At 65.7% G+C, this 24000-nt stretch carries 22 protein-coding genes; 16 read left to right on the forward strand and 6 right to left on the reverse strand.

What is annotated here, in order from left to right:
- Both ACZ60G_RS00005 and hisN read left to right on the forward strand, forming a co-directional pair.
- Window positions 1-690 (forward strand): NADPH-dependent FMN reductase (locus ACZ60G_RS00005; RefSeq protein ID WP_465805862.1); only part of this gene is annotated, 690 nt, incomplete at its 5' end.
- Between the two features lie 114 nt (window positions 691-804).
- Window positions 805-1587: a histidinol-phosphatase gene (hisN, locus tag ACZ60G_RS00010; RefSeq protein ID WP_465805864.1), complete on the forward strand. Its 783-nt coding sequence runs from the start codon at window positions 805-807 to the stop codon at window positions 1585-1587.
- Between the two features lie 15 nt (window positions 1588-1602).
- Here the strand turns inward: hisN and ACZ60G_RS00015 are convergent, their stop codons facing one another.
- Window positions 1603-2499 carry an SMP-30/gluconolactonase/LRE family protein gene (locus tag ACZ60G_RS00015; RefSeq protein ID WP_465805866.1) on the reverse strand — a complete coding sequence of 299 codons (897 nt, stop codon included), beginning with the start codon at window positions 2497-2499 and terminating at the stop codon, window positions 1603-1605.
- 341 nt (window positions 2500-2840) lie between these two features.
- The gene (locus ACZ60G_RS00020) at window positions 2841-4424 is read right to left on the reverse strand and encodes a glycosyltransferase family 39 protein (protein ID WP_465805868.1); all 1584 of its coding nucleotides are present in this window, start codon (window positions 4422-4424) and stop codon (window positions 2841-2843) included.
- Between the two features lie 130 nt (window positions 4425-4554).
- Between ACZ60G_RS00020 and ACZ60G_RS00025 the strand changes: the two genes are divergently transcribed.
- From ACZ60G_RS00025 to ACZ60G_RS00065, 9 genes are all read left to right on the forward strand, one after another.
- Window positions 4555-5949, forward strand: coding sequence for an acyl-CoA dehydrogenase family protein (locus ACZ60G_RS00025; RefSeq protein WP_465805870.1), 1395 nt, complete (start codon window positions 4555-4557; stop codon window positions 5947-5949).
- Between the two features lie 33 nt (window positions 5950-5982).
- Window positions 5983-7203, forward strand: coding sequence for an acyl-CoA dehydrogenase family protein (locus ACZ60G_RS00030; protein WP_387289806.1), 1221 nt, complete (start codon window positions 5983-5985; stop codon window positions 7201-7203).
- A gap of 180 nt (window positions 7204-7383) precedes the next feature.
- Complete coding sequence (locus ACZ60G_RS00035) at window positions 7384-8010, forward strand: hypothetical protein (RefSeq protein ID WP_465805872.1); 627 nt, start codon at window positions 7384-7386, stop codon at window positions 8008-8010.
- A gap of 100 nt (window positions 8011-8110) precedes the next feature.
- Window positions 8111-8620 carry an ArsR/SmtB family transcription factor gene (locus tag ACZ60G_RS00040; RefSeq protein ID WP_465805874.1) on the forward strand — a complete coding sequence of 170 codons (510 nt, stop codon included), beginning with the start codon at window positions 8111-8113 and terminating at the stop codon, window positions 8618-8620.
- Window positions 8621-8760: 140 nt separating this feature from the next.
- Window positions 8761-10386: an acyl-CoA synthetase gene (locus ACZ60G_RS00045; protein WP_465805876.1), complete on the forward strand. Its 1626-nt coding sequence runs from the start codon at window positions 8761-8763 to the stop codon at window positions 10384-10386.
- Between the two features lie 141 nt (window positions 10387-10527).
- On the forward strand, window positions 10528-12186 hold the full coding sequence (locus ACZ60G_RS00050; RefSeq protein WP_465805878.1) for an acyl-CoA synthetase: 1659 nt from the start codon (window positions 10528-10530) through the stop codon (window positions 12184-12186).
- A 133-nt stretch (window positions 12187-12319) separates the two neighbouring features.
- A complete protein-coding gene (locus ACZ60G_RS00055; protein WP_465805880.1) occupies window positions 12320-12883 on the forward strand; it encodes a hypothetical protein in 564 nt (187 codons plus the stop codon).
- 159 nt (window positions 12884-13042) lie between these two features.
- Window positions 13043-14488 carry a PepSY-associated TM helix domain-containing protein gene (locus ACZ60G_RS00060; RefSeq protein ID WP_465805882.1) on the forward strand — a complete coding sequence of 482 codons (1446 nt, stop codon included), beginning with the start codon at window positions 13043-13045 and terminating at the stop codon, window positions 14486-14488.
- A gap of 209 nt (window positions 14489-14697) precedes the next feature.
- Window positions 14698-15405 carry a DUF8020 domain-containing protein gene (locus tag ACZ60G_RS00065; RefSeq protein WP_465805884.1) on the forward strand — a complete coding sequence of 236 codons (708 nt, stop codon included), beginning with the start codon at window positions 14698-14700 and terminating at the stop codon, window positions 15403-15405.
- A gap of 338 nt (window positions 15406-15743) precedes the next feature.
- On the opposite strand, the gene ACZ60G_RS00070 is transcribed toward ACZ60G_RS00065, so the two are convergent.
- Window positions 15744-16040, reverse strand: coding sequence for a hypothetical protein (locus ACZ60G_RS00070; protein WP_465805886.1), 297 nt, complete (start codon window positions 16038-16040; stop codon window positions 15744-15746).
- Here ACZ60G_RS00070 and ACZ60G_RS00075 point away from each other — a divergent pair.
- Entirely contained in the window at window positions 16012-16461 is a 450-nt protein-coding gene (locus ACZ60G_RS00075) for a DUF6319 family protein (protein ID WP_465805888.1), read from the forward strand. The two genes, ACZ60G_RS00070 and ACZ60G_RS00075, sit on opposite strands and share 29 nt — an antisense overlap.
- Here the strand turns inward: ACZ60G_RS00075 and ACZ60G_RS00080 are convergent.
- Genes ACZ60G_RS00080 through ACZ60G_RS00090 form a run of 3 tightly spaced genes read right to left on the reverse strand, consistent with a single transcriptional unit; the run spans window position 16458 to window position 19242 of the window.
- Window positions 16458-18029, reverse strand: a complete 1572-nt coding sequence (locus tag ACZ60G_RS00080) for a diguanylate cyclase domain-containing protein (RefSeq protein WP_465805890.1) — start codon at window positions 18027-18029, stop codon at window positions 16458-16460. The genes ACZ60G_RS00075 and ACZ60G_RS00080 overlap by 4 nt on opposite strands.
- Window positions 18029-18655 carry a hypothetical protein gene (locus ACZ60G_RS00085; RefSeq protein WP_465805892.1) on the reverse strand — a complete coding sequence of 209 codons (627 nt, stop codon included), beginning with the start codon at window positions 18653-18655 and terminating at the stop codon, window positions 18029-18031. The genes ACZ60G_RS00080 and ACZ60G_RS00085 overlap by 1 nt, the downstream gene beginning before the upstream one ends.
- The gene (locus tag ACZ60G_RS00090; RefSeq protein ID WP_465805894.1) at window positions 18652-19242 is read right to left on the reverse strand and encodes a pyruvoyl-dependent arginine decarboxylase; all 591 of its coding nucleotides are present in this window, start codon (window positions 19240-19242) and stop codon (window positions 18652-18654) included. Before ACZ60G_RS00090 ends, ACZ60G_RS00085 begins: the two co-directional genes overlap by 4 nt.
- A gap of 194 nt (window positions 19243-19436) precedes the next feature.
- On the opposite strand from ACZ60G_RS00090, the gene galK reads away from it, so the two are divergent.
- From galK to ACZ60G_RS00110, 4 genes are all read left to right on the forward strand, one after another.
- On the forward strand, window positions 19437-20552 hold the full coding sequence (gene galK, locus ACZ60G_RS00095; RefSeq protein ID WP_465805896.1) for a galactokinase: 1116 nt from the start codon (window positions 19437-19439) through the stop codon (window positions 20550-20552).
- Between the two features lie 139 nt (window positions 20553-20691).
- Window positions 20692-22398, forward strand: coding sequence for a sodium:solute symporter family protein (locus ACZ60G_RS00100; RefSeq protein WP_465806696.1), 1707 nt, complete (start codon window positions 20692-20694; stop codon window positions 22396-22398).
- 12 nt (window positions 22399-22410) lie between these two features.
- Window positions 22411-22665: a hypothetical protein gene (locus ACZ60G_RS00105; RefSeq protein WP_465805897.1), complete on the forward strand. Its 255-nt coding sequence runs from the start codon at window positions 22411-22413 to the stop codon at window positions 22663-22665.
- Between the two features lie 76 nt (window positions 22666-22741).
- The gene (locus ACZ60G_RS00110) at window positions 22742-23971 is read left to right on the forward strand and encodes an epoxide hydrolase family protein (RefSeq protein WP_465805899.1); all 1230 of its coding nucleotides are present in this window, start codon (window positions 22742-22744) and stop codon (window positions 23969-23971) included.
- The last annotated feature ends 29 nt before the right edge of the window (window positions 23972-24000 follow it).

Genomic DNA, 24000 nt, shown 5'->3' on the forward strand with positions numbered 1-24000 from the left:
CCTTCGGAGCCTCGACCGAGGCAGAAAGCCATCAGCTACACCCCACCGCTCTGGGCATCCAGGGCACCAACCCCAGACAACAACGAACTTAGGGAGAACGCCATGTCCTTGAAGCTCGCGGTGATCATCGGCAGCGTCCGGGAGGGACGCTTCGCGCCGACCGTGGCCAACTGGTTCATCGAGGAGGCCACCCGGCACGGACAGTTCGAGATCGACCTGATCGATCTGGCCGAGGCCGATCTGCCATTGGCACTGCCGGCGGTTCCCCCGGCGCTGGACCCCGACCCGGAGCGCCCGGCCACGATGACCGACCTCAGCAGGCGGCTCGGTGAAGCGGATGCATTCGTGATCCTCACTCCGGATTACAACCGCAGCTACCCGGCCGCGCTGAAGGCAGCCATCGACTGGCACTTCACCCAATGGGACAGCAAGGCAATCGGTTTCGTCGGCTACAGCGGCGCGAGCGGCGGCCTGCTCGCCATCGAACACCTGCGCCAGGTCTTCAACGAACTCAATGCCCACACCGTCCGCAACTACGTCAGCTTCCCTCGCTACTACCTGCTCTTCGATGCCGAAGGCAAACTCATCGACCCGACCGAACCCGCCGCAGCCGCACAGTCCATGCTCGACCAACTCCACTGGTGGGCAAGTGCCCTCGCCGCCGCCCGCTCCGTCCCCGCCGCCGCATAGCGGGCACCTCGCGTGGCTGCCTCGCACAAGGTAGGTCCTATGCGAGGTGGGCACTGCTCATGCGACAGCGGGGATGCGTCTGGCGGGACAGGGGATGGGCGATAGGGTTCGGGGGTGGCTGACTACTCCTCCGATCTCGAACTTGCGCTGCGATTGGCCGATGAGGCCGATGGGATTACCCGGGCGCGGTTCGGGGCGTTGGATTTGCGGGTCGACGCCAAGCCGGATCTGACACCGGTGTCGGATGCGGATCTGGCGGTGGAGAAGGCGATACGCCAGGTGCTCGGGCAGAAGCGGCCCGGGGATTCGGTGCTCGGTGAGGAGTTCGGCGGTGACGTCGAGTTCAGCGGGCGGCAGTGGGTGATCGATCCGATCGATGGCACCAAGAACTTCGTGCGCCGGGTGCCGATTTGGGCGACGCTGATCTCGCTGCTCGAGGACGGCGTTCCGGTGGTCGGCGTGGTGAGCGCACCCGCATTGGGGCGACGGTGGTGGGCGGCGGCCGGTTCCGGCGCCTGGGCCGGCGTCGATTCCGATGCGCCGAAACCGATTTCGGTCTCCGCGGTCGGTGAGCTCGGCTCGGCCAGCCTGGCCTTCTCCAGCCTGTCAGGCTGGCGCGACCGCGGTCTGCGCGAGAAGTTCCTCGAACTCACCGACGCGGTATGGCGGGTCCGCGGCTACGGCGACTTCTTCACCTACTGCCTGCTCGCCGAGGGCGCGGTCGATATCGCCACCGAACCCGAAGTCTCCCTGTGGGACCTGGCCGCCCTCGACATCCTCGTCCGCGAAGCAGGTGGCCGCTTCACCTCCCTCGCCGGCACCCCCGGTCCCCACGGCGGCGACGCCATAGCCACCAATTCCCTACTCCACGACGCTGTCCTTACCCGGTTGAACTGAGCCTCGAGAAACTTTCTATCGTCTCGAATCGGCCGGCGTCAGGTCGATGCCCGCGGGCGGACGTAGTCGACGCAAGGTTCCGTCCATGCTCGTGACGAACAGTGCCCACCCGTCACCGTCGCGAGCGATCCGCACGGAGGTGGCGCCGTCCGGCGGGTTGCGCATCGGACCGGGCTTGATCAGGCCGGTGATGATCGTGCAGCCCGCGCCGGTGGCCGGGTCGATCTGGTAGACCGCGCCCTGGATGTGGTCGGCGACGAAGAGTTGGCCCGCGCGGGTCGCTTCCATATCGTCGAGCAGCGCAACCAGATCGGGAGCACCGGCGACGACCGTCGCGTTGTCGGGATCGTCGAGCGGGACGCGGAAGACGCGCAGGGTCATATTGTCGGTGTAGATCGACTTGCCGTCGGGGGCCAGCGCCAGCCCATTTGCCCACGGCACGTTGGACCAGGTCCGCGTGTACTCTCCCGTCGAGGGCCGATACCGCGAGATGCCGGTCGGCGGCCCATTGATACCGATGGTGGCGAATACGAGGTCGCCGTCGGGCAATTCGAGCAGTCCGTTCGGACCGTTCAGGTCGGTGAGCAGAATCGTCACCGCACCGGTGTCGATGTCATAGCGCCGCAAGGTGCCCGGCGCCTCCGCCACACCGTCGCCAGTGACGAAGTACACGGACCGTCCGACAACCCGCACACCCGCCGGGTGATCCAGACCGGTTACCAGCTTCGCGAACTTGCCTGCGGCATCGATATGGGCAAGGTACCCGTCGACGATTCCGGTGACATAGAAGCCGCCGGCCCCGTCGGTATCGAGATTCTCCAGATTGCCGACCCCGCTGACGATCGTGGAAACGTCCCAGCCGTCCGCACACGACCCGGAAGGCGTCTCCGCCCCGGCTGTTCCTGCGGACACGATGCCCGCGGTAATTGCCGCAGTCAGCAGCGTTGCCCTCAGTCGCCGACTACGCGGCCGTCTTGCCATGCGGCACAACCTAACAGCCGCGCTGGAATGTTGCCCGGGGCGGACCGTCCGCCCCGGGCGACTCGACTCACGGAACGAACAGCGTGGCGATCATATTGAGGACCCCGGAGACGAGCTGATCGACAATGCGAAGAACCATGACATCTCCTTACTAGTACTGCGGCATTCAGCCTCGGCGGAAACACGGCCGAGTGCTGTGGACGGCACCTGTGTAGACAGGCGTCGATCGGTCTTCGTTGCCGTCGGGCTCATGGATGGCTTATCCGGACCGCTCAGCTCAGATGTTTCGCCGCAGGCCACATTTCGGAGAGGGGTGCTCGCGGTTTGCGGCAGATGAACAGCGGTTGGCCCTGTTCGTCGTTGTCGATGCCGAGACCGTTGTCGATGTGACCGGCGGGTTCGACTTCGGCGAAGTACCCGGTCAGGTGGTCACGATCGAAGCCGACGGTGATCACCGCGGTAGCCGTATCGCTGGGTGGGCCCCACCACCAGTAGGAGTTGTGACCGCTGTGCGGAGTCGGCAATCCGTACTCGCCGCCGAAGCGTTCGATCGCGCCCGCCTCGCCATAGTTGTCGGTAAGGATGGCGACATCGGGTCCGAGTGGGGCGCGCACCTCGGCGATTCGACGCACGAATTGCGGCCAGCCGATGGTTTCGCCCGCGTCGTAGTTGATCGCGAGGACCGGCGAATCCTTCAGTACCGCCACGGGCAGCACCGGCAGGAACAGCACCGCGGAGACGATCGCATTCAGCGCGATGACCGAACCCACTGCTGCCCAGCGGATTCGCCGACGCCCCAGCCAAGTGGCGACCGGTACCGCACCGGCGGCCATCAGGATCGGGTACATCCCGCCGAGGTAGTACGCCTTCCCACCGCTGACCAGGAAAACCACGAAGAGCACCGCATACGCGACCGGAAACGCGCGCCGACGCGGATCTCGCCACAGTCGCCAGAGCCCGAGTGCCCACAGCGGCACCAGCAATGGGCCCATCAGCCCGAATTGCGACAGCACGAACATCACCGGCGAATCCGACGTTCCGGAGGACCCGCCCGCGATCGCCCGGCTCATCTCCCACTGTGGCCAACCATTGCGCCACTGCCACAGCAGATATGGCAGCCAGATCAGCACCGCCAACCCGACCGCCATCGGAAAGTACTTGGTGGCGAATATCTTTCGCGGGCCGACGAGAACCAGCGCAAGCACCAGCGCCGCCACCGGAAAGATCAGCAGCACCTTGTTCTGCAACCCGATCCCGACAACCAGCCCAACCCCGAGCCACCACCGCGCCCCCACCCCACCGGCACCCGCGTGCCCATCTGGCCCCACGCGAGCACCCGCACCCTCGCGCTCATCCGACGCCGCACGACCACCCCCAACCGCTTCGGAGCCAGGCCCGACCCGATCGGCACCCCACCCGTCCGCACCACGCAGCAGCCCCAGCACCAGCAGGCAAATCAACACCCACGCCGCCATATCGAACGACGCGGTACTCAGCAGATGACCGACCCCCAGCACCATCGCCGCACTCGCGACGGCAACCGACGCCAACACCTGCGCCCCGCGCCCACCGCCGAGCTCGCGCGCCATCAACCCCGCGGCGACGACAACGAATGTCGCCGCCGAGATCGACGGAAGTCGCAGTAGCAGTAACGAGTCGGCATCGATTGCGGACATCGCGCGGGCCAGTAGCGGAGTCCATGGCGGCTGATCCGGGTAGCCCCAGTCCGGATGCCGGCCCGCCGCCAGAAAGTACAGCTCGTCCCGGTGATAGCCGTAGCGCGTGGCGAATGCGGTGAGTAGTGCGGCGAACAGCGCAGCGACGACGGACAACGGTCGTCCGACGACTTTGGGCACTCGTCCAGCCTGACACAGTTCGGCGGCGTATGCTGCAGCTCGACGCACTTCTTACTCTGGAGTAAGATAGCCTTACTCAGGAGTAAGATAGCTGGGACCAGACCTCACCCCACCCATCCGAGGAAAACAGGTGATGATGAGCACTCGAGACAGCGCAACGAAGCGAAGTCCAGACACGTCCGCGGTCGGCCTGAACCACCCCAAACGGGACTGGATGGGCGCGGCAATGCGGGTGATGACGACCATTACCGGGTCGGAGCTCGCCGAGAAGTACAACCTGCGCAAGCCGATCGAGCGGGTCACCTACGAAGGCACCAAGACCGGTTTCCGCACCCTCGGTGCCGCCACTCGCGCATTCGGCAAGGTCGCCGGTGGCGGTGCGCCGAAACGCTTGGCGGACAACGAGTCCAAGAAAAGGGACTTCTTCGACCTGACCCCGAGCGACGAGCAGCAGATGATCGTCGAGACGGTGAAGGAATTCGCCGCCGAGATCCTGCGCCCGGCCGCCTACGAGGCCGATAACGCCGCCAAGGCCCCGCGCGACCTGCTCGAGCGCGCCGCCGAACTCGGCATCACCCTGATCAATGTGCCCGAGGAGCTGGAAGGCGCGGCCGCCGAGCGCGGCGCGGTCACCAACTCGCTCGTCGCCGAGGCGCTCGCACACGGTGATATGGGTTTGGCCCTGCCGATTCTCGCGCCGAGCGGTGTCGCGGTCGCCCTGTCCCAGTGGGGTACCGACGCACAGCAGCAGACCTACCTGCCCGCCTTCACCGGCGAGAATGTGCCGCAGGCCTCGGTCGTGATCAACGAGCCGCGCGCGCTGTTCGACCCGTTCGCCCTGCAGACCAAGGCCACCCGCGCCCCCAGCGGCTACCGCCTCAACGGCGTGAAGAGCCTGGTCCCGGCCGCCGGTGATGCCGAACTATTCATCGTGGCCGCCGAGCTCGACGGCCGCCCCGCCCTGTTCATCGTGCCGTCGGACAGCAAGGGTCTGGTCGTGGAGGCCGATCCGAGCATGGGTCTGCGTGCCGCCGGTCTCGGTCGCCTGCTGCTCAACGATGTCGCGGTCGGCACGGACGCCATCCTCGGCGACGGCGATGCCAAGACCCGCGCCGAGGAATACGCCGACGCGGTGCGTCTGGCCCGTCTCGGCTGGGCCTCGCTGGCCATCGGTACCGGACAGGCCGTGCTCGATTACGTGATTCCGTATGTGAACGAGCGCGAGGCATTCGGCGAGCCGATCTCGCACCGGCAGGCGGTGGCGTTCATGGTCGCGAATATGGCAATCGAACTGGACGGCCTGCGACTCGTGACCCTGCGGGGTGCGTCACGTGCGGAGCAGGGGCTTTCCTACGCCCGCGAGGCGGCACTGGCCCGCAAGCTCGCCACCGACAAGGGCATGCAGATCGGTCTCGACGGCGTGCAGTTGCTCGGCGGCCACGGCTTCACCAAGGAACACCCGGTCGAGCGCTGGTACCGCGATCTGCGGGCCATCGGCGTCGCCGAAGGTGTCGTGCTCGTCTGACCGGCTGGTTCCTTACTTCCAGGAGACATCACCATGATCAATCTCGAACTCCCCAAGAAGCTGCGGGCCAGTGCCAACCAGGCCCATCAGGTCGCCCAGGAAATCTTCCGGCCGATCTCGCGCAAGTACGACCTCGGTGAACACGACTACCCGGTCGAGCTGGACACCATGGCCGCCATGGTCGAAGGCCTCGCCGACTCCGGCACCCAGAAGATCGGCGGCGCGGCCGGTGGCCGTTCCGACGGGGACGAGCACGCCACCGAACTGCTCGGAAACACCAACGGCGGCAATATGTCCGCGCTGCTGAACGCGCTGGAGACCTCGTGGGGCGACGTCGGCCTGATGCTGTCGATTCCCTATCAGGGGCTGGGCAACGCGGCCATCGCGGCCGTTGCCACCGATGAACAGCTGAAGCGGTTCGGCAAGGTGTGGGCCTCGATGGCGATCACCGAACCGTCCTTCGGTTCCGATTCGGCCGCCGTCACCACCACCGCCGTACTCGACGGCGACGAATGGGTGCTCAACGGCGAGAAGATCTTCGTGACCGCCGGTCAGCGCTCCACCCACATCGTGGTGTGGGCCTCGGTGGACCGCAGCCTCGGCCGCGCGGCGATCAAGTCGTTCGTCGTGCCGCGCGACGCTCCCGGTCTTTCGGTGGCCCGGCTCGAGCACAAGCTCGGCATCAAGGCCTCCGATACCGCGGTACTGCTGTTGCAGGACTGCCGGATTCCGAAGGACAACATTCTCGGCAGCCCGGAAGTCAACGTGGAGAAGGGTTTTGCCGGGGTCATGCAGACCTTCGACAACACCCGGCCCCTCGTAGCCGCGATGGCGGTCGGTGTCGCGCGGGCGGCGCTGGAGGAGCTGCGGGCCATCCTGAAGGATGCGGGCATCGAGCCGTCCTACGACATCCCGGCCAATAACCAGCCCGCGGCCGCCGCCGAATTCCTGCGGATGGAGGCCGATTACGAGGCCGCGTACCTACTGTCGCTGCGCGCGGCGTGGATGGCGGACAACAAGAAGCCGAACTCCCTGGAAGCCTCGATGTCCAAGGCGAAGGCGGGCCGCACCGGCACCGACATCACCCTCAAGGCCGTCGAACTCGCGGGCACCATCGGCTACTCCCAGCGCACACTGCTCGAAAAGTGGGGCCGTGACTCCAAAATCCTCGACATCTTCGAAGGCACCCAGCAGATCCAGCAGCTCATCGTGGCGCGCCGCATCCTCGGCAAGACCAGCGCCGAGCTGAAGTGATGCCGAACTAGTAAGTGCTACAAGGGAAACCGGTGCGAGTGACTCGCACCGGTTTTTCTATCCACAACGGGTTCGAGGCACCCACCGCAATCGGTGAAGTGGCACACGGTATCTTGGCGAGCTGAGATTCAGCGGACGAATTCCACGAGCAGTACCAAGAACCCCCACAGGAGACTGGTTATGCACAGGCTGGGTTTGATACGTCGCTTCACCGCCGCAATCGCGGCAACCACCGCATTCGTCGCCGTATTCGCGGGTCATGCCGCGGCCGAGCCGACGACGATCGACTGGAATACGGCCACGCAGCAATTGCGCAAGGCCGCCGGCGGCAATCCCGCCGCCGAACAGGCCGTGGACCGGCTGGTGGCATCCGGGCAGGTCGCCACCCAGGTGGCAGTGCCCGCACAGCCGTTCCAGATCCCGGCGCAATCCGATATCGGACGCGGTGACGGGCCGGGCGTCTACGGGTCCGGCATCGCCCTCGGTTACGACGGGTTGCGATTCGGATTCTTCGGCGGGCCGGGCACGATCGCACCGAATCAGGCCGGGGCCAGGCTCGAGGTCCTGTGGATCAATCTGTCCAACGGCCGCAGCGGCACCGAGGTGCTCTCCGAGCACAACGATGCCGCGGTCGACACCACCATCCGCACCCGCCCGATCGACACCGGTGGCGGCGTCATCGTCGGCGCGGTCTACGGCACCCTGTTGCACCGCTGGCCCGTCCCGGTCAGCGACGCCAACCCGGACGGTTTCCAGTACAAACTCGCAACCATCTCGGTCCCGTCCTTCGGATCGATCTACAACTGACTGTCCGGCACGCGAGCCCGGCACGGATTTCCGTGCCGGGCTTTTGCGTCGCATCGACTAACCATTGCCAGCAATTACGTAACTCCGTATGTTTGCGCTCGTGAGCGTGGAGGACCGACTAGCGAAGCTCGAACGCCGACTCGCGGCCAAGGACCTCATCAAGGATGGCAGCGGGCAAGCGAGTGGATCCGCCGCGCAGGGCGGGTGGGCGCTGCGGCGGCTCCATGAGGAGTTCGCGAATGCGGACCAGCGCAATGGCGGGGTGATGTTCGCCGGTTCGGGCGTACTACCCAGCGCGGAACAGTTCGACTGGCAGGTCCAGTTCAGCACCGATGACATCGTCGGCTACGACTGGGACGATGCCGCCGAATGCCTCGCCGCCCTCGGCAGTCCGGTCCGCCTGCGCATTCTTCGGGAGATCCTTCGGGGCAGCAGAACCGCCGCCGAACTCACAAACCTCGGCGAGGTGGGCACCTCCGGCGAGATCTACCACCACCTCCGTCAACTAGCAGCGACCGGCTGGCTGCACACCGTGGGCCACGGCCACTTCGAAGTCCCCCCGAATCGGGTCGTCCCGCTGCTCGTCGCGCTGGCTACCGCGCGCAGATGATCAAGACCAGGCGGAACCGGTGGCGGGAGCCTCTTTGGATGTGATGTGAGTCATAGCGCTGATACGGTTGGTCAGACAGAACGATTGTTCAGATCGCTTGGGCGAGTGCCGACGCGAGTTGCTGGTAGAGGTGGTCGACGATGAAGTTGGCGCATGCGCTGGAGGTTGTGAAGGCATTCGGGGTGCTGCGGGCACGCGGGGTCAGCGATCCCAAGAAGCCGCTGGAAACCTTGCGGACGGTGAAGGAATCGCGGGTCTACGGGCCGCAGGCGACCTTGATCCGGCATTCGGCCCGCATCGTGCCCGATGCCCCGGGGCTGGTCGACGAGCGCGGCGAACTGACCTACCGGCAATTGGACGAGCAGTCGACCGCGATCGCGCGTGGGCTGCGACAGGCGAATCTGACCGAGGGGTCCGTGGTCGGTGTGCTTGCCCGCGACCATCGCGGTCTCATTCTGGCCATGGCCGCGGCGGGCAAGCTCGGCGTGCGGGTCGCGCTGATGAATACCGGCTTCGCCAAACCGCAGTTCGCCGAGGTCTGCGAGCGTGAGAAGGTCAAGGCCGTCCTGCACGACAGCGAGTTCCTTGGCCTGCTCGACGCATTGCCGCCGAATCTGCCGCGCTACCTGACCTGGGTCGACGAGGGCACCGAATTGCCCGAGGGCGCACAGACTCTCGACGATCTCATCGCCGCCAACTCGACCGCGGACCTGCCCGCACCGTCCAAGCCCGGCGGCTTCGTCATCCTCACCAGCGGCACCACCGGCCTGCCGAAGGGCGCACCGCGCAGCAAGGTGACCCCGCTGGCCACCGCGCAGATGGTGGACCGAATCCCGTTCCCGGTCAGGGGAACTCAGGTCATCGTGTCGCCGATCTTCCACAGCACCGGCCTCGGCACCTACCTGGTGGCCTCCGCGATGAGCAACAAGGTGGTGGTGCGCCGCCGTTTCGACGCCGAGGCCACACTGAAGCTGGTGGCCGACCACAAGGCCGAAATGCTGGTCGCGGTGCCGACCATGCTGCACCGGATGACCGAACTGGCTCCGGAGATCCGCGCCAAGTACGACACCACCTCGCTGAAATGCATTCTGCTCGCGGGTTCGGCGCTCTCGCCGGAGTTGTGCGTCAAGGCCACGCAGATCTTCGGTCCGGTCCTGTACAACCTGTACGGCTCGACCGAATGCGCCGTCGCCACCGTCGCGAACCCGGACGATCTGGCCATCGCACCGGGCACCGTCGGCCGCGCGCCGATCACCTGCGAGGTCCGGCTCTACGACGACAACGACAAGCAGGTCAACGCGATCAACACCACCGCGCGCATCTTCATCCGCAGCGGTGCGCCGTTCGAGGGCTACACCGACGGCAGGCATAAGCAGATCATCGACGGCTATATGTCCAGCGGCGATGTCGGCCACTTCGACGGGCACGGCCTGCTGATGGTGGACGGCCGCGATGACGACATGATCGTCTCCGGCGGCGAGAACGTCTTCCCGCAGGAAGTCGAGAACCTGCTGCTGGAGCGGCCGGACGTATTCGATGCGGCCGTCGTCGGCGTCGACGACGTGGAATTCGGCAAGCGCCTGCGCGCCTTCGTGGTCCCCGAGGCCGGTCACTCCCCCGACGGCGAGGAGATCAAGGCCTACGTCAAGGAGAATCTGGCCCGCTACAAGGTACCGCGCGAGGTGATATTCCTCGACGATCTGCCCCGCAACCCCACCGGCAAACTGCTGCGTCGGGTGCTCGTGGAGTACGAAGTCAACGCTTAGGCCGGGGGCCCTAGGGACAACTGAGATACGTGACACAGCGAGTCACAGATGCTTGCTATTGTTAGCGGCAGCACTGGATCTCGAAGTTGCGGTCCACACCACCCCCGGTCCCGGTGGGTGGACCGCGGAAGGCGTTGACGAATGTCCCTATCCCTGCCTGCGCTCAATGACTCCGTCCGGAAGGCGGGCGATTTCGCCCAGGGCGTGAATGTCATGGTCAAGCGGCGCTTGTTCAATCCGCTCCGACCCGATCACGCGGCACGGTCCGCGTTCAATGTGCTCAAATTCGGCCCGTTCGCCGGTGTCGTCATGCACGCGGCGCAGACCAGACCGGAATCGGCGGCCATCGTCGACGAGCGCGGCGAGGTGAGCTTCGGCGAGCTCAACGAGCAGTCCAGCGCCCTGGCTCGCGGGCTCGAAGCGCAGGGAATCAAGCCTGGTGACGTCGTCGCGCTGCTGGCGCGCGACCATCGCGGCATGGTGCTGAGCCTGCTCGCGACCGGCAAACTCGGCGTGCGCACGGTGCTGATGAATACCGGCTTCGCGAAACCGCAGTTCGCCGATGTGGCCGCGCGCGAGAACGTCAAGGCCGTACTGCACGACAGTGAATTCCTCGACCTGATGAGCGCGATCCCGGCCGAGATCCCCCGGGTGCTCACCTGGGTGGACGAGAAGGACAATGTCGATCCGTCGGTCTCGACCATCGAATCGCTGATCAAGGCCCGCTCCACCGCGCCGCTGCCCGCGCCCGTCAAGCCCGGCGGCATGGTCATCCTGACCAGCGGCACCACCGGCACGCCGAAGGGTGCGCCGCGCGACCGGGTCAGCCCGTTCGCCTCGGCCCAGTTCGTCGATCGGGTGCCGCTGCCCAATAACGGGACCATGATCATGGCCGCGCCGATCTTCCACGGCACCGGACTTTCCCAGTTCACCCTGGGCCTTGCCCTCGGCAACCGGGTGATCTTCCAGCAGCGCCGGTTCGATCCGGAGAAGACGCTCGCGAATATCCAGCAGTACCAAGCGGATTCGCTGGTCGTGGTGCCGACCATGCTGCAGCGCATCCTCGATCTCGGCGACGAGGTACTGGCCAAGTACGACCCGCGCACCATCAAGGTGATCTTCGCGGCGGGTTCGGCCATCGCACCCGATGTGGTCACCCGCACCCTCGACTACTTCGGCGACAGCCTCTACAACCTGTACGGCTCCACCGAATGCGCGGTCATGACCGTCGCGACCCCGGAGGATCTGCGCAAGGCCCCGACCACCGCGGGTAAGGCGCCGGTCGGCATCCGGATCGTGCTGCTGGACGAGAACCGCAAGCCGATCACCGAGCCGAATGTCACCGGGACCATCTTCGTGGACAACGGTTTCGCCTTCACCGGCTACACCGACGGCCGCACCAAGGAGATCGTGGACGGCATGATGTCCAGCGGTGACGTCGGGCATTTCGATGCCGACGGCCTGCTCTACATCGACGGCCGCGACGACGACATGATCGTCTCCGGCGGCGAGAACGTCTTCCCGCTGGAGGTGGAGAACCTGATCGCGGGCCGCGACGATATCTTCGAGGCCGCGGTGGTCGGCGTGGACGATCGCGAATTCGGAAAGCGGTTGCGCGCCTTCGTCGTTCCCGGTCCGGAGTCCAAGCGCGATGCGCAGGAGATCAAGGATTACGTCAAGGCGAATCTGGCGCGATACAAGGTGCCGCGCGAGGTGGTCTTCCTCGATGAGCTGCCGCGCAATGCGACCGGTAAGTTGCTGCGCAAGCCGTTGATCGAGATGGAAATCGACGCGAACTGATTCGAGGCCGAGCCGCACACCTGCGAATTCGCCAGGTGTGCGGCTTTTGCTTTTCTTCCAGCTGGAAACTCGATACATCCCGGCTGCCGCTCGGGTGGGAATCGGCGGGTAATTCGTCGGTTATCATCAGCGCGTGAGTATCGAGTTCGGCCCGGCCGCTGCGGGGCATCGCAGCGCCGTCGCGCGGGTGCGCGGCGCATGCGCCGGTTCGATCTCCGGTGCCATATCCGTTGCGGCACACGGGTGGGCCGCCGATGGGATGCCGCCGAGCAGTACCACGCTCGCGCTCCTCGTTGCCGCTTCCGCTGTTGTCGGCACACTGGTCGCCGGGCTCGCACCGCTGCGCGATACCTCGATCGGGCTGATCTCGGTGCTCGTCGCAGGTCAGCTGCTCGGGCACATCACCATGGGCTGGGGTTCGGGGCATATGCATCACGGCGATGCCCAGCTCACGCCCGGTATGGTCGCCGCGCACCTCGTCGCGGCCATGCTCGCGGCGGTGGTGATCCGAGGTGCGGAGACCGCGTATCGGATCGGTTGTGCGGTGCTGTCGCGGGTGCTGCCGATGCGGTATCACCCGCCCGCGATACCCGGGCCGGTGCCGCTGCGCCTGACGCATCGCGATCGTGTGATTCTACGCATATTCGCCGCGGAATCGCTGCGCACCCGCGGTCCGCCGCTGGCGTTCGGTAGCTGATTTTCCGTACCCGGTGCATGGGCTCGGCTCGTGCGGCGTCGTTTTCGCGCAACATCTTTCGCTGGTGAGATTTCGCAGCGTCATGCGAATTTCTCGCGAATCGCGTTGTCGCGCGCCCGACCATTCCCGGGTTCTTCCGAACTCCAGAAACGAATAACCATGAGTATTACCGACACCAGTCCGCCGGATGCCGAATCGTCGGCTCCGGCAAAGGAAATACGGTCGCGCAACGGCCTCTATCCACTCGCGATGCGGTTGCATTTCTATGCGGGCATCTTCGTCGCACCGTTCATCCTGATCGCAGCGGTCACCGGAGCGCTCTACGCCATCTCCCCGACCCTGGAATCGATTACCTCGCACGACCTGTTGAAGGTCGAGACGAACGGCGAGATGCGGCCGCTGTCCGAACAGGTCACCGCGGCCGTCGCCACCCAGCCGAATCTGAAGCTGGTCGCGGTGGCGCCAGCACCCGAGGCCGACGACACCACCCGCGTACTGTTCGACGACCCGTCGCTCGGCGAGTCCGAACGGCGCGCGGTATTCGTGAATCCGTATACCGCGCAGCCGGTCGGCAGCGATGTGGTCTACGGCAGTTCGGGTGCGCTTCCGATGCGCACTTGGATCGATAGGCTGCATCGGGATCTGCACCTGGGCGAGCCGGGACGCATCTACAGCGAACTCGCCGCCTCTTGGCTGTGGGTCGTGGCGCTGGCCGGACTGGTGCTGTGGATCCGTCGGGTGCGCGGACGCCGCAACCGCAACTCCGCCGCCTGGCTGCTGGCACCGGACGGTTCCCAAAAGGGTCGCGGTCGTTCGATGAATTGGCATGGGGCCGTTGGTATTTGGATCATGCCGGTGATCCTGCTGCTGTCGGCGACCGGGATGACCTGGTCGACCTATGCCGGTGAGAACATCGACGAACTGCGCGAGCAGCTCAGCTGGACCACACCTGCCGTGAGCACCGCACTGCCGGGTGCGGCCACGCAGGAACACGCCGACGGCGAGCACCACGGCGGCGGCCATACGCCCGCGCCGGTCGATGTCCCGACCCGGATCGCGCAGCTCGACGGGGTTTATGCGGCGGCCCGCGACAATGGCGTCACCCAGGGTTCCGAGATCGCCATTCCGGCCAAACCTGGGGCCGCATTCGCGGTGAAGGAACGGCGCATGCCCGGCACCTACACCGTCGATGCCGTCGCCGTGGACGGTGCGACCGGCGCGGTCACCGACAAGCTCGCCTACGCCGACTGGCCGATCATGGCCAAGCTCACCAACTGGGGCATCCAATTCCACATGGGCCTGATGTTCGGGCTGCTCAACCAGTTGCTGCTGCTCGCGGTGATGATCGGGCTGATCGTCGTGCTCGTGCTCGGCTACCTGATGTGGTGGAAGCGTCGGCCGACCCGCGGTGCTGCGCGGTTCGCCATCGGGCGGCCACCACGTCGCGGCGCATTGCGCCAGACCTCGCCGTGGCTCGCGGTGCCCATCGTGGCGGCCGCGCTGGTTGTCGGCTGGTTCGTGCCGCTGGTCGGGCTGAGCCTGCTCGCCTTCCTCGGCGTCGACATCATCGTCGGCCTGGTTGTCGGCAAGCGCGCCACGGCCTAGTGCCGCGGGATGTTCCCGCACACCGATTCACGTGCCGCGCACGTGTCATCACGCCGCCAGGTCATGCGCGGCGGGCGAGAGCGCGCGGAACGCAGCAACTGGAACTGCCGGGGCGTGAGGGGCTCCGGCAGTTACCAATTCGACCTACCGAACGTCAGAGGTACGGCCGTTGTATCGCCATGCCTCGAACAGACAGGATTCACCATCTCATGAAGATCAATAAGTTCGCCTTGGCCGCCGCGTTCATGACGACCGCGGTGGGGATCGCCGCTGGCGCGAGCTCCGCCGAACCGATCGAGGCCGCCGACCCGATCAACTTCACCGCCCAGGCCACCGACACCCAGTCGATCATCACCACCGATTCCGGTTCGCTGGTCGTCGAGGAGGGCGCGCTGAAGGTCAAGGCCGCCAACGGAACAACCGTCGCGGGCACGCCGCTCACCTTCCGGGTCGACGAATTCGAATTCCCGGTCGCAGCCGAAATCGCCGATAACACAGCAACTCTCACGCCGCAGCTCGACATCGCGCGCGCGACCTACAAGCCGGTCGCACTGCCGTATGAGGACAAGGCGCCCTGGAAGACCGAATATGATCGCGAACAGGCCGCCTGGTCCCGCATGACCAGCACCATCGGCATGGGCGCCACCATCGGCACCCTGGTCGGTGGTATCGGCGGCGGCGCAATCGGCTGCGTACTCGGCGGTATCGCCGGTGCAACCGTCGCCTCGGCCACCATCGTCGGCCTATTCGGTCCGTTCATCCCCGCCGCCGCCGTCGGCTGCCTGGGCGGCATCGTCGCCATCGGCGCACTAGGCGTACTCGCAGGCCAGATCCTCGTGACCGCCCCGGTCGCCATCGGCGCCTCTCTCCAGTACCTCACCACCGTCAACCAGCCCTTCACCCCACCCGCAAAATAACCAACAGCACTGCCGCACACCAAATACGAGCGCCCCACCCGATCGCGGGCGGGGCGCTCGTCTGGTCCGGCCATGGACTGCCCGGACGCAGATCGTCGCGGTCATGCGGATCGCGGAACACGGGCGTCTGCGACCATCCGAATACGTGCGGCAGGATGGTTGCTACATGTTCGCTGAGGTTTGGAGTTTTGGCTGATCGTGGGTGGATTCGGTGGTGGCCTGTGAATCTGTCGGTGGTGTGCGGCATCATCTGTGCACGCAGCCATCCACGAATACCGCTCGGAGTTCACCATGCCGTCCCCACGAACGAAACCACAGCCGTTGTCGGACACTGAGATTCAGCAGATCGCCACGGACATCGCCGGCGGCCGCCCGCCGATGGTGTGGTTCACCGCGGCCGCGGTGGGCGTGCCGGAAGGACGGTCCGGCAAGGTGGTCGAGATAGGTGATCGATCCGAGAGTGACTTCCTGCGGGTCAAGCCGACCGGATCGAAGGATGTACTGTCCTTTTCTCCGACCGAAGTCACGTTGACCAAGCCGCCACGGGATAAGGCGGCAACCACAAGCTCTGCCCAGCCGAAGTCGACAACCAGGAAGGAATCCATCGTGACCCAGCCGTCGACCTTGACGAGCACCGCGACACCGGCCCCCCGGCCGGCCCCGAGCCCGACCCCGCCCGCCCCGGCCCCGAAACCCGTTGCCGCCGCGGCGGAACCGGCCAAATCCGCGACACCCGCGGGCGCGGCGAAGCCCGCGGCGAAGGCGACGACCGCCGCGCGGAGCAAGGCGAAGGCGCCGGAGGTCACGGTGACGCTCACCGGTACCGCGGACGGCGAATGGTCGGTCGACGTGGTCAGCGGCAAGAAGAAGTCCGTGCGCGGTCTGCCGGTGACCAGCTCCGCGGTGGCGCAGGCGGCCAAGGTGCTGCATCCGGAGGTGGCCGAGGTGGTTGCCGGAATCCTGGAGGCGGCCCGGGTGGTCCAGGAGTCCAAGGTGCAGCAGTTACAGGCCGAGTTGGAGGAAGCGCGGCGACTGCTCGACGAGCTCTCGGACTAGACCGCGGTGCTGGCGGATTTACCGTTGGCGTTATGGGAGCGGCCGCTCGGGCGCCAGATCCGGCGTCCCGAGTCGGCGGTGTTGTGTCGCGGTTCCGCACCGTGGCGCAGATCGTCGTGGAAGGCGTAGCCGAGCGAGTACTCCTTCGCGTGGTACATCGCCGAATCCGCGTCCCGGATGAGGTCGTAGATGGTGTCGTCGGAGCTGCGTGGGCTGCTGCAGGCCAGGCCGACACTCGCGGTGATCGGAATTTCGCCCGCGCTCAGCTCGAACGGCCGAACGAAGGCGCCGAGTAGTCGCTCCGCGAGCATGGTGGCCTCCTGTCGATCCAGCGGTGCGAGCACCACGAATTCGTCGCCGCCGTAACGGGCCACCACATCGTCGCGCCGGATGATGTGCCGGATCCGCGATGCCGCATTGGCGATCAGCTCGTCGCCGACCGCATGGCCGTAACTGTCATTGACCATCTTGAAGCCGTCGAGGTCGATGAACAGCAGACACAGCGGCTGCTCGATCCAGTGCTCCTGATTGCGATTCAGCGCGCGCAGCAGCGCGGACCGGTTCAGCAAGCCGGTGAGCATGTCGTGGTCGGCCTGATACTGCGCACGCCGTTCACTGCGCGCACTGCGGACAATCGCGCGCTCGCTGCGCACCAGCACGCCGATGAGCAGCAGCGCGCACAGTGACGAGACCACCACCCGATCGAGGGTGTCCAGACTGGAGCCGACCACCGGAATCAGCGAGGCCACGATCAACGCGACGGCGATGAAGCTGGCCCGCTGCCGCGAGTGGTGCGGGTGGATGTGCCGGGGCGCACCGAGACTCGCCATGGTCGGATGCAGCGCGGCGACACCGACGATCGGATAGGCCACCAGCAACGGCACCAGCAGCAACTCGTGCACGACGGGTGCGCGACCGACGGCGTCGAGGCTGTACCCGAAATCGCCGATCAGCACGGCGATCAACCCGACGTGCAGCAGACGCAGCGAGGTCTCCGAACGGGTCGCGGTCGCCATCGAATGCGCGACCAGGGTCAGCAGCAGGGCGTCGAGCACCGGATAGGTCGCGGCCACCAGAGTGTTCGCGGTGGTGTCGTGCGACTGCAGGATCGGTGAGATCAGAAATGTCCACGAGGCCAGCAGTGCGCCTAGTCCGATGAGCGCCGAGTCGAGCAGCAGATCGTAGTTGGGCCGGGCCTGGCGCGGGCGCAACCACAGCGCCGCGGCCACCCCGGTGCCGAAATAGCCTGCGAGAGTGAACAGGTCGTCGACCGGGTGCAGCGCGTGGCCGTCTACCTCGCGGATGACCGTACCCGCCGCGAACAGCACGGCCGATGCCGAGAGCAGATACCAGGGCACCGGCCGCTCGGGACGATATCGCCGCAGGCCGATACAGATCATGGTGAGCGCGCCGAGCACCACGGCGGCCATGGTCAGCAGCGACAACGGCCGGACGTCGATGCAGAGCAGCACCACGAGACCGACTGCTGTCAGCGCGAGAAGTACTGTGCACCACCGCATTTCGAGGCGGTGCCGAACGATGGTCGGCTGCTCTTCGCGGACGGTCATCAGCCCCCCTTGGTCGCTCCATCCCCAGTGAATCGCGCCGCGTAGTAGGTCTGCGAATCCTCCACCGCGACTTCGACGTTCGCCTCTTGCTCATCGAGCACCGCTCGAATGCTGTCGGCGAAGGAAAACCGAGTGTTGTTATACGAGCAGATGTCCCAACCGACCGCCGCGCGCTCGGCCACCAATACCTGGACAACTGATTTGATCATGGCATGAAACGCCGCCCCTTGTCGGGCACTTGGCGCAACAAGGGTGAAACCCGCGTAATAGATCGCATCGCGCGCCGCATGTTCGGGATAGCGGGCGGCGAAATACTCCGGACTGATCCACGGGACGGTCTCGAGATGTTTGGTCAGCGTCGTCACGCCGATGGGTTCGCCGGTCACGGTGCGCGCCACATGTTTGGCGACCCGCGGGTCGATCATCTCCTCGCGGAATTCGGATCGATGCAGTACCTGCCTGGCAATGGCCTTGGTGCGCAAGGGTCCGAAGGCCTCCTCGTACAGCAGGTGGAACATATCGATGCGGTCGTCCGGAATGGTCGATTCGATCGTGACTCTCAGCTCAGGCAGCCCACCCGTCGCCCGACCACCACCCCCCATGAAATCGCTGCGCGATGCTGTCATTGTTGACCCCACGGTGTCGTGTGGTACGCCGCGAGCACCAGCGCGCAGGTCGGCGTGCCATCGGAGCGAGCCTCGGTGGTGCAGAGTTGAACCGGGCCGAACCGTTCCGGCCGGTTGCGGGTCATATCGGTCAAACTCGCGCGAATCAGCGTCGCGACCTGCGCGGCCGTCTCCGCCTCGTGCTCGACGAAAAGTCCGGCGCCGGAACCGTCGTCGCGCAGCACCCAGCCGATGCCCGCGCTCGCGCGCTCGCCCGCCGCATTCGCATGCTGCGCGGCGTAGACACAGTAGAGCCGATCACCCCAGGGAATCGGCTTGCGGACGCGACCGTTTCGGACCAGAACGGCGCGCGGTGGAATGACCGATGACAGGCGGATCAAGTTGGCATCACCTACTCCCAGGTCACGCAGTGCCGCATCGAAGGCCGACATAGCCGTCGGGCCGACCCCCGTCGCCGCGCCGATCTCGATCGTCAGTGGAGCTCCGGAGTCACGCTGATCGCCGCGGTCCGGCCTGCCCATGGGCGGGAGTAGTCGATCGATCCACTGCAGCCCGAGTAGGCCGCCGCGTGGGGTTGTCTGAATCATAATGCCCTCCCATAACCATCGGCCGGATTTTTTAGGCCGGTATTGCGTCAAAATCGACTGTGCGTCAGAACGATCGATCACGCATCCGAGCGGGGTGAAAGACGTGCTCCGGCGGCGTGTCTCGTAGGGTGTGGTGCCCAGGGTCGCTGGGATGACATGCGTGGGCACTGGCAACGTGACGAAGCGAGGAATTCGTGCCGAAGTGGGTGGCGCCGGGGCGGGTCAACATCATCGGTGAACACACCGATTACAACGACGGTTTCGTGCTGCCCATCGCATTGCCGCTGGTAGTCGAGTGTCGGGCGGAAGCGCGAACCGACGGCCGGGTCCGGGTGGTCTCGCGACAGCGGCCGGGTGAGACGGTGCTGGTCGCGGTGAGCGAGCTTGCCACCGAACGGGATCGGGTGCCCGGATGGTCGCGGTATCCGCTGGGCGTTGTGTCCGAATTCGCGCTGCGCGGATATGCGCGCGACGGCATCGACCTGGAGTTGGACGGTGCGGTCCCGATCGGCGCCGGATTGTCGTCCTCGGCGGCACTGTCGTGCGCGGTGGCGGTCGCGCTGCGAGATCTGTTCGCGCCCACCGTCACCGATCGGGAGTTGATCGATCTGGCCCGCGCCGCCGAGAACGACTACGCCGGGGTGCCGACCGGGCTGCTCGATCAGTCCGCATCGATTCTGTGCACGGCGGGACATGCGTTGTTCCTGGATGTGCGGCGACTGGTCGCGCACGACGGTGTCGCGCACGAACAGATTCCGTTCGATCTCGATCGATTCGGGCTGGAGCTGTTGGTGATCGATACCGGACAGCCGCACGCACTGATCGACGGTGGTTATGCGCGACGGCGCGCCCAATGCGAGGCGGCCGCCGCGGCACTCGACGTACCCGCGCTGCGTGATATCGAATCGCCGGCGGCCGTGGACCGCATCGGCGATGCGGTACTGCGGCGACGGGCACGACACGTGGTGACCGAGAATGCGCGAGTTCTCATGATTGCCGAAAAGTTGCGAGGCGGTGCGGATCCGCGTGAGATCGGGCCGATCCTGACCGCGGCGCACGAGTCGCTGCGCGATGATTTCGAGGTTTCGACACCGGCACTGGACGCCGCGGTATCCGCCGCGCTCGACGCCGGGGCGCACGGCGCGCGCATGGTCGGCGGCGGGTTCGGCGGCAGCGTGATCGCACTGGTCGATCGAGACGACACCGCATCGGTCGCGGACGCGGTGCGAGATCGGTTCGCGCGATCGGGTTTCGAGGCACCGCGCACGTTCGTGGTCGTCCCGGGTGCTGGTGCGCACCGCATCGTTTGAGCAACCGTCCAACTTTTGTGCGTGATTGTGCCGCGCGCGTGCGGCACAATCACGCACAGTAGAACGCGAGACGTCCGGTTTCATCGCCTGGAGGGACGACGCTGTGCCGCTTGCCGATTCGACCGTTTTCACATCGGCGCTGGATGCCGTCTCGGTACACGCCGAGACGACGCTGCGCCTGGACGCGCAGCCCGTCGACTATGCGCTGGTAGCGCTGTATTTCGTCTTCGTCATCGGTATCGGTCTGCTGGCCAGGCAGCGGGTCTCGTCGAGTATCGACTTCTTCCTGTCCGGACGATCGCTGCCCGCCTGGGTGACCGGTCTCGCCTTCATCTCCGCCAATCTGGGCGCGGTCGAGATCATGGGCATGTCGGCCAATGGCGCCGAATACGGCTTCCCCACCTTCCACTACTTCTGGATCGGCGCGGTGCCGGCCATGCTGTTCCTCGGCGTGGTGATGATGCCGTTCTACTACGGCTCCAAGGTGCGCAGTGTGCCGGAATTCATGCGGCGGCGCTTCGGTACCGGCGCACATCTGGTGAACGCGTTGAGCTTCGCGATCGCGCAGGTGCTCATTGCCGGGGTGAATCTGTATCTGCTCGGTTCGATTCTGAATGTGCTGCTCGGCTGGCCGCTGTGGGTGTCGGTGATCGTCGCGGCGGTGATCGTGCTCTCCTATATCACCCTCGGCGGATTGTCCGCGGCGATCTACAACGAGGTGTTGCAGTTCTTCGTGATCGTCGCCGCGCTGTTGCCGCTGACGCTGGTCGGCCTGCACAAGGCCGGCGGCTGGGATGGGCTGCGGGACAAGGTGACCGCATCCCCCGGCGGTGGCGCGCAGTTGGAATCCTGGCCGGGCAATGCGCTCAGCGGTTTTTCCAATAACTTCCTCTCGGTGGTCGGCATAGTCTTCGGCCTCGGATTCGTGCTCTCGTTCGGCTACTGGACCACCAACTTCGTCGAGGTGCAGCGCGCACTGGCGACGCATTCCATTTCGGCCGCGCGGCGCACCCCGATCATCGGCGCGTATCCGAAGATGTTCATTCCGTTGATCGTGGTGATTCCCGGCATGATCAGCGCGGTGCTGGTACCGCAGATGAGCGAGTACAAGGCGGCGGAGACGGCGGGTTCGAAATACTCCGGTGACGCCACCTATAACCAGGCGCTGCTGTATCTGATGAAGGATGTGCTGCCGAACGGGCTGCTCGGCGTGGGGCTCGCCGGATTGCTTGCGGCATTCATGGCGGGTATGGCGGCCAATATCTCCGCCTTCAATACGGTGTTCAGCTATGACCTGTGGCAGCAGTATGTGCGGCGGGATCGGCCGGACGGGTACTACCTGAGCGTCGGTCGACTGGCCACGGTCGGCGCGACCGTCGCGGCGATCGGAACCGCGTTCATCGCAGGCAATTTCAGCAATATGATGGATTATCTGCAGACGCTGTTCAGCTTCTTCAACGCGCCGCTGTTCGCGACGTTCATTCTCGGTATGTTCTGGAAGCGGATGACGCCGACGGCGGGTTGGATGGGGCTGGTCTCCGGAACCGCCTCGGCCATTGTGGTTTTCATCCTGCACAAAACCGATGTCTTCGAATTGTCCGGCCAGGGTTCGAGTTTCGTCGCGGCCGGGGTGGCGTTCGTCGTGGATATCGTGGTCAGCGTGGCGGTTACCCAGGTGACGCAGTCGAAGCCGGATGCCGAACTGGTCGGGCTGGTGTACTCGGAGACGCCGAAGGAACTGCGGCACGATCCGGACGAGGCGAGTCTGCCCTGGTATCAGCGGCCGGTACTGCTCGCGGGGATCGCGCTGGTGCTGGTCATCGCCCTGAATATCATTGTCGGATAAGGAGGCCGGTCGATGCTTTTCGATATCCGCACCATTGTCGGCGCGCTGCTGGGCAGTTACGCCGTCGTTTTGGTTGTGACCGGACTGGTTCATGACACCGGGGCCGAGGAAGCCAAGACCGGCGGGGTGAATGTGAATCTTTGGGCCGGCCTCGGGATGGGAGCGGTGGCGCTCGCCTTCCTGGTCTGGGTGTTGTTGCGGCCGGTCGCGGTGCCGACCAAGGCGGACGCCCAAGCGCCCGACGCGGAGTCGCCCACCGAGCCCTGACCGGCGGCGGGACTGGCGATTCGCCAGTGCTACGGTCGAGGCATCCGAGATTCGCGAAGCGGTGCAGGAGAGATCTTTGAGCCACGCCGACCCGTTCCCGCTCCAGCCGTCACCGATTCACGTACCCGATGCGGTGCTCACCGATCTGCGGCAGCGGCTCGCGCTGACGCGCTGGCCCGACGATGTCGGCAATGACGACCGCTACTACGGCGTAGACCGCGGCTACCTGCAAGAACTCGTCGAGTACTGGCAGCACGAATACGACTGGCGCAAGGCCGAAGCCGCGATCAACGCCTATGACAACTACTTCGTCGACGTCGATGGCGTCCCGGTGCATTTCCTGCGCAAACCCGGTGTCGGCCCGAATCCGACACCGCTGATCCTCACCCACGGCTGGCCGTGGACGTTCTGGCACTGGTCCAAGGTCATCGATCCGCTCGCCGATCCCGGTGCGTACGGTGGCGATCCCGCCGACGCCTTCGATGTGATCGTGCCGTCTTTCCCCGGTTTCGGCTTCTCCAGTCCGCTGTCGAAGCATCCGGATATGAACTTCTGGAAGGTCGCCGACCTTTGGCACACCCTCATGACCGAAACCCTCGGCTACCCGAAATACGCCGCCGCAGGGTGCGATGTCGGCGCGTTGGTCACCGGTCAGCTCGGCCACAAATACGCCGATGAGCTGTACGCCATCCACATCGGTTCGGGCCAGAAGCTGACGCTGTTCAACGGTGACCGAGGCTGGGACCTAACCGGCGGGCGTCCCATTCCGGACGGACTGCCCAAGGATGTCTACGACCGAATCATCGAGCTGGAGCACCGTTTCGGCGTCCACCTCGCCGCGCACGTCCTCGAACCGAGCACCCTGGCCTTCGGCCTCTCCGATTCACCCGCGGGCATGCTCGCCTGGATACTCCAGCGCTGGATGGCATGGAGCGACGACGGCGGCGATATCGAAACCGTCTTCAGCAAAGACGATCTGCTCACCCACGCGATGATCTTCTGGGTCACCAATTCCATCGGCACCTCGATCCGCACCTACGCCAATAACAATCGGTACCCCTGGACCCCGTCCCACGACCGCCAACCCGTCGTCGAGGCCCCCACCGGCATCACCTTCGTCGGTTACGAAAACCCACCCGGTGTCAGCACCGCCGACCGCGTCGAGCACTTCCGCGCCAGCGATCGCGGCCCCTGGTACAACGACGTCAACCTCACCGCCCACGACCAGGGCGGCCATTTCATCCCCTGGGAAATCCCGGACCTCTGGACCGAGGACCTGCGCCGCACCTTCCGCGGCCGCCGCTAGTGCCGCCTCCGACAGCTCGCCGAGCGTAG

The sequence above is a fragment of the Nocardia sp. NPDC102475 genome (assembly GCF_055584605.1).

Bases quoted from the DNA above. Each gene is read 5' to 3' on its own strand.
- ACZ60G_RS00035 (WP_465805872.1), top strand. From the start codon at position 7,384: ATGCACAGGCTGGGTTTGATACGTCGCTTCACCGCCGCAATCGCGGCA.
- ACZ60G_RS00080 (WP_465805890.1), bottom strand. From the start codon at position 18,029: ATGACCGTCCGCGAAGAGCAGCCGACCATCGTTCGGCACCGCCTCGAA.
- ACZ60G_RS00060 (WP_465805882.1), top strand. From the start codon at position 13,043: ATGAGTATTACCGACACCAGTCCGCCGGATGCCGAATCGTCGGCTCCG.
- ACZ60G_RS00045 (WP_465805876.1), top strand. From the start codon at position 8,761: ATGAAGTTGGCGCATGCGCTGGAGGTTGTGAAGGCATTCGGGGTGCTG.
- ACZ60G_RS00085 (WP_465805892.1), bottom strand. From the start codon at position 18,655: ATGACAGCATCGCGCAGCGATTTCATGGGGGGTGGTGGTCGGGCGACG.
- ACZ60G_RS00050 (WP_465805878.1), top strand. From the start codon at position 10,528: ATGTCCCTATCCCTGCCTGCGCTCAATGACTCCGTCCGGAAGGCGGGC.
- ACZ60G_RS00030 (WP_387289806.1), top strand. From the start codon at position 5,983: ATGATCAATCTCGAACTCCCCAAGAAGCTGCGGGCCAGTGCCAACCAG.
- ACZ60G_RS00065 (WP_465805884.1), top strand. From the start codon at position 14,698: ATGAAGATCAATAAGTTCGCCTTGGCCGCCGCGTTCATGACGACCGCG.
- ACZ60G_RS00090 (WP_465805894.1), bottom strand. From the start codon at position 19,242: ATGATTCAGACAACCCCACGCGGCGGCCTACTCGGGCTGCAGTGGATC.
- ACZ60G_RS00105 (WP_465805897.1), top strand. From the start codon at position 22,411: ATGCTTTTCGATATCCGCACCATTGTCGGCGCGCTGCTGGGCAGTTAC.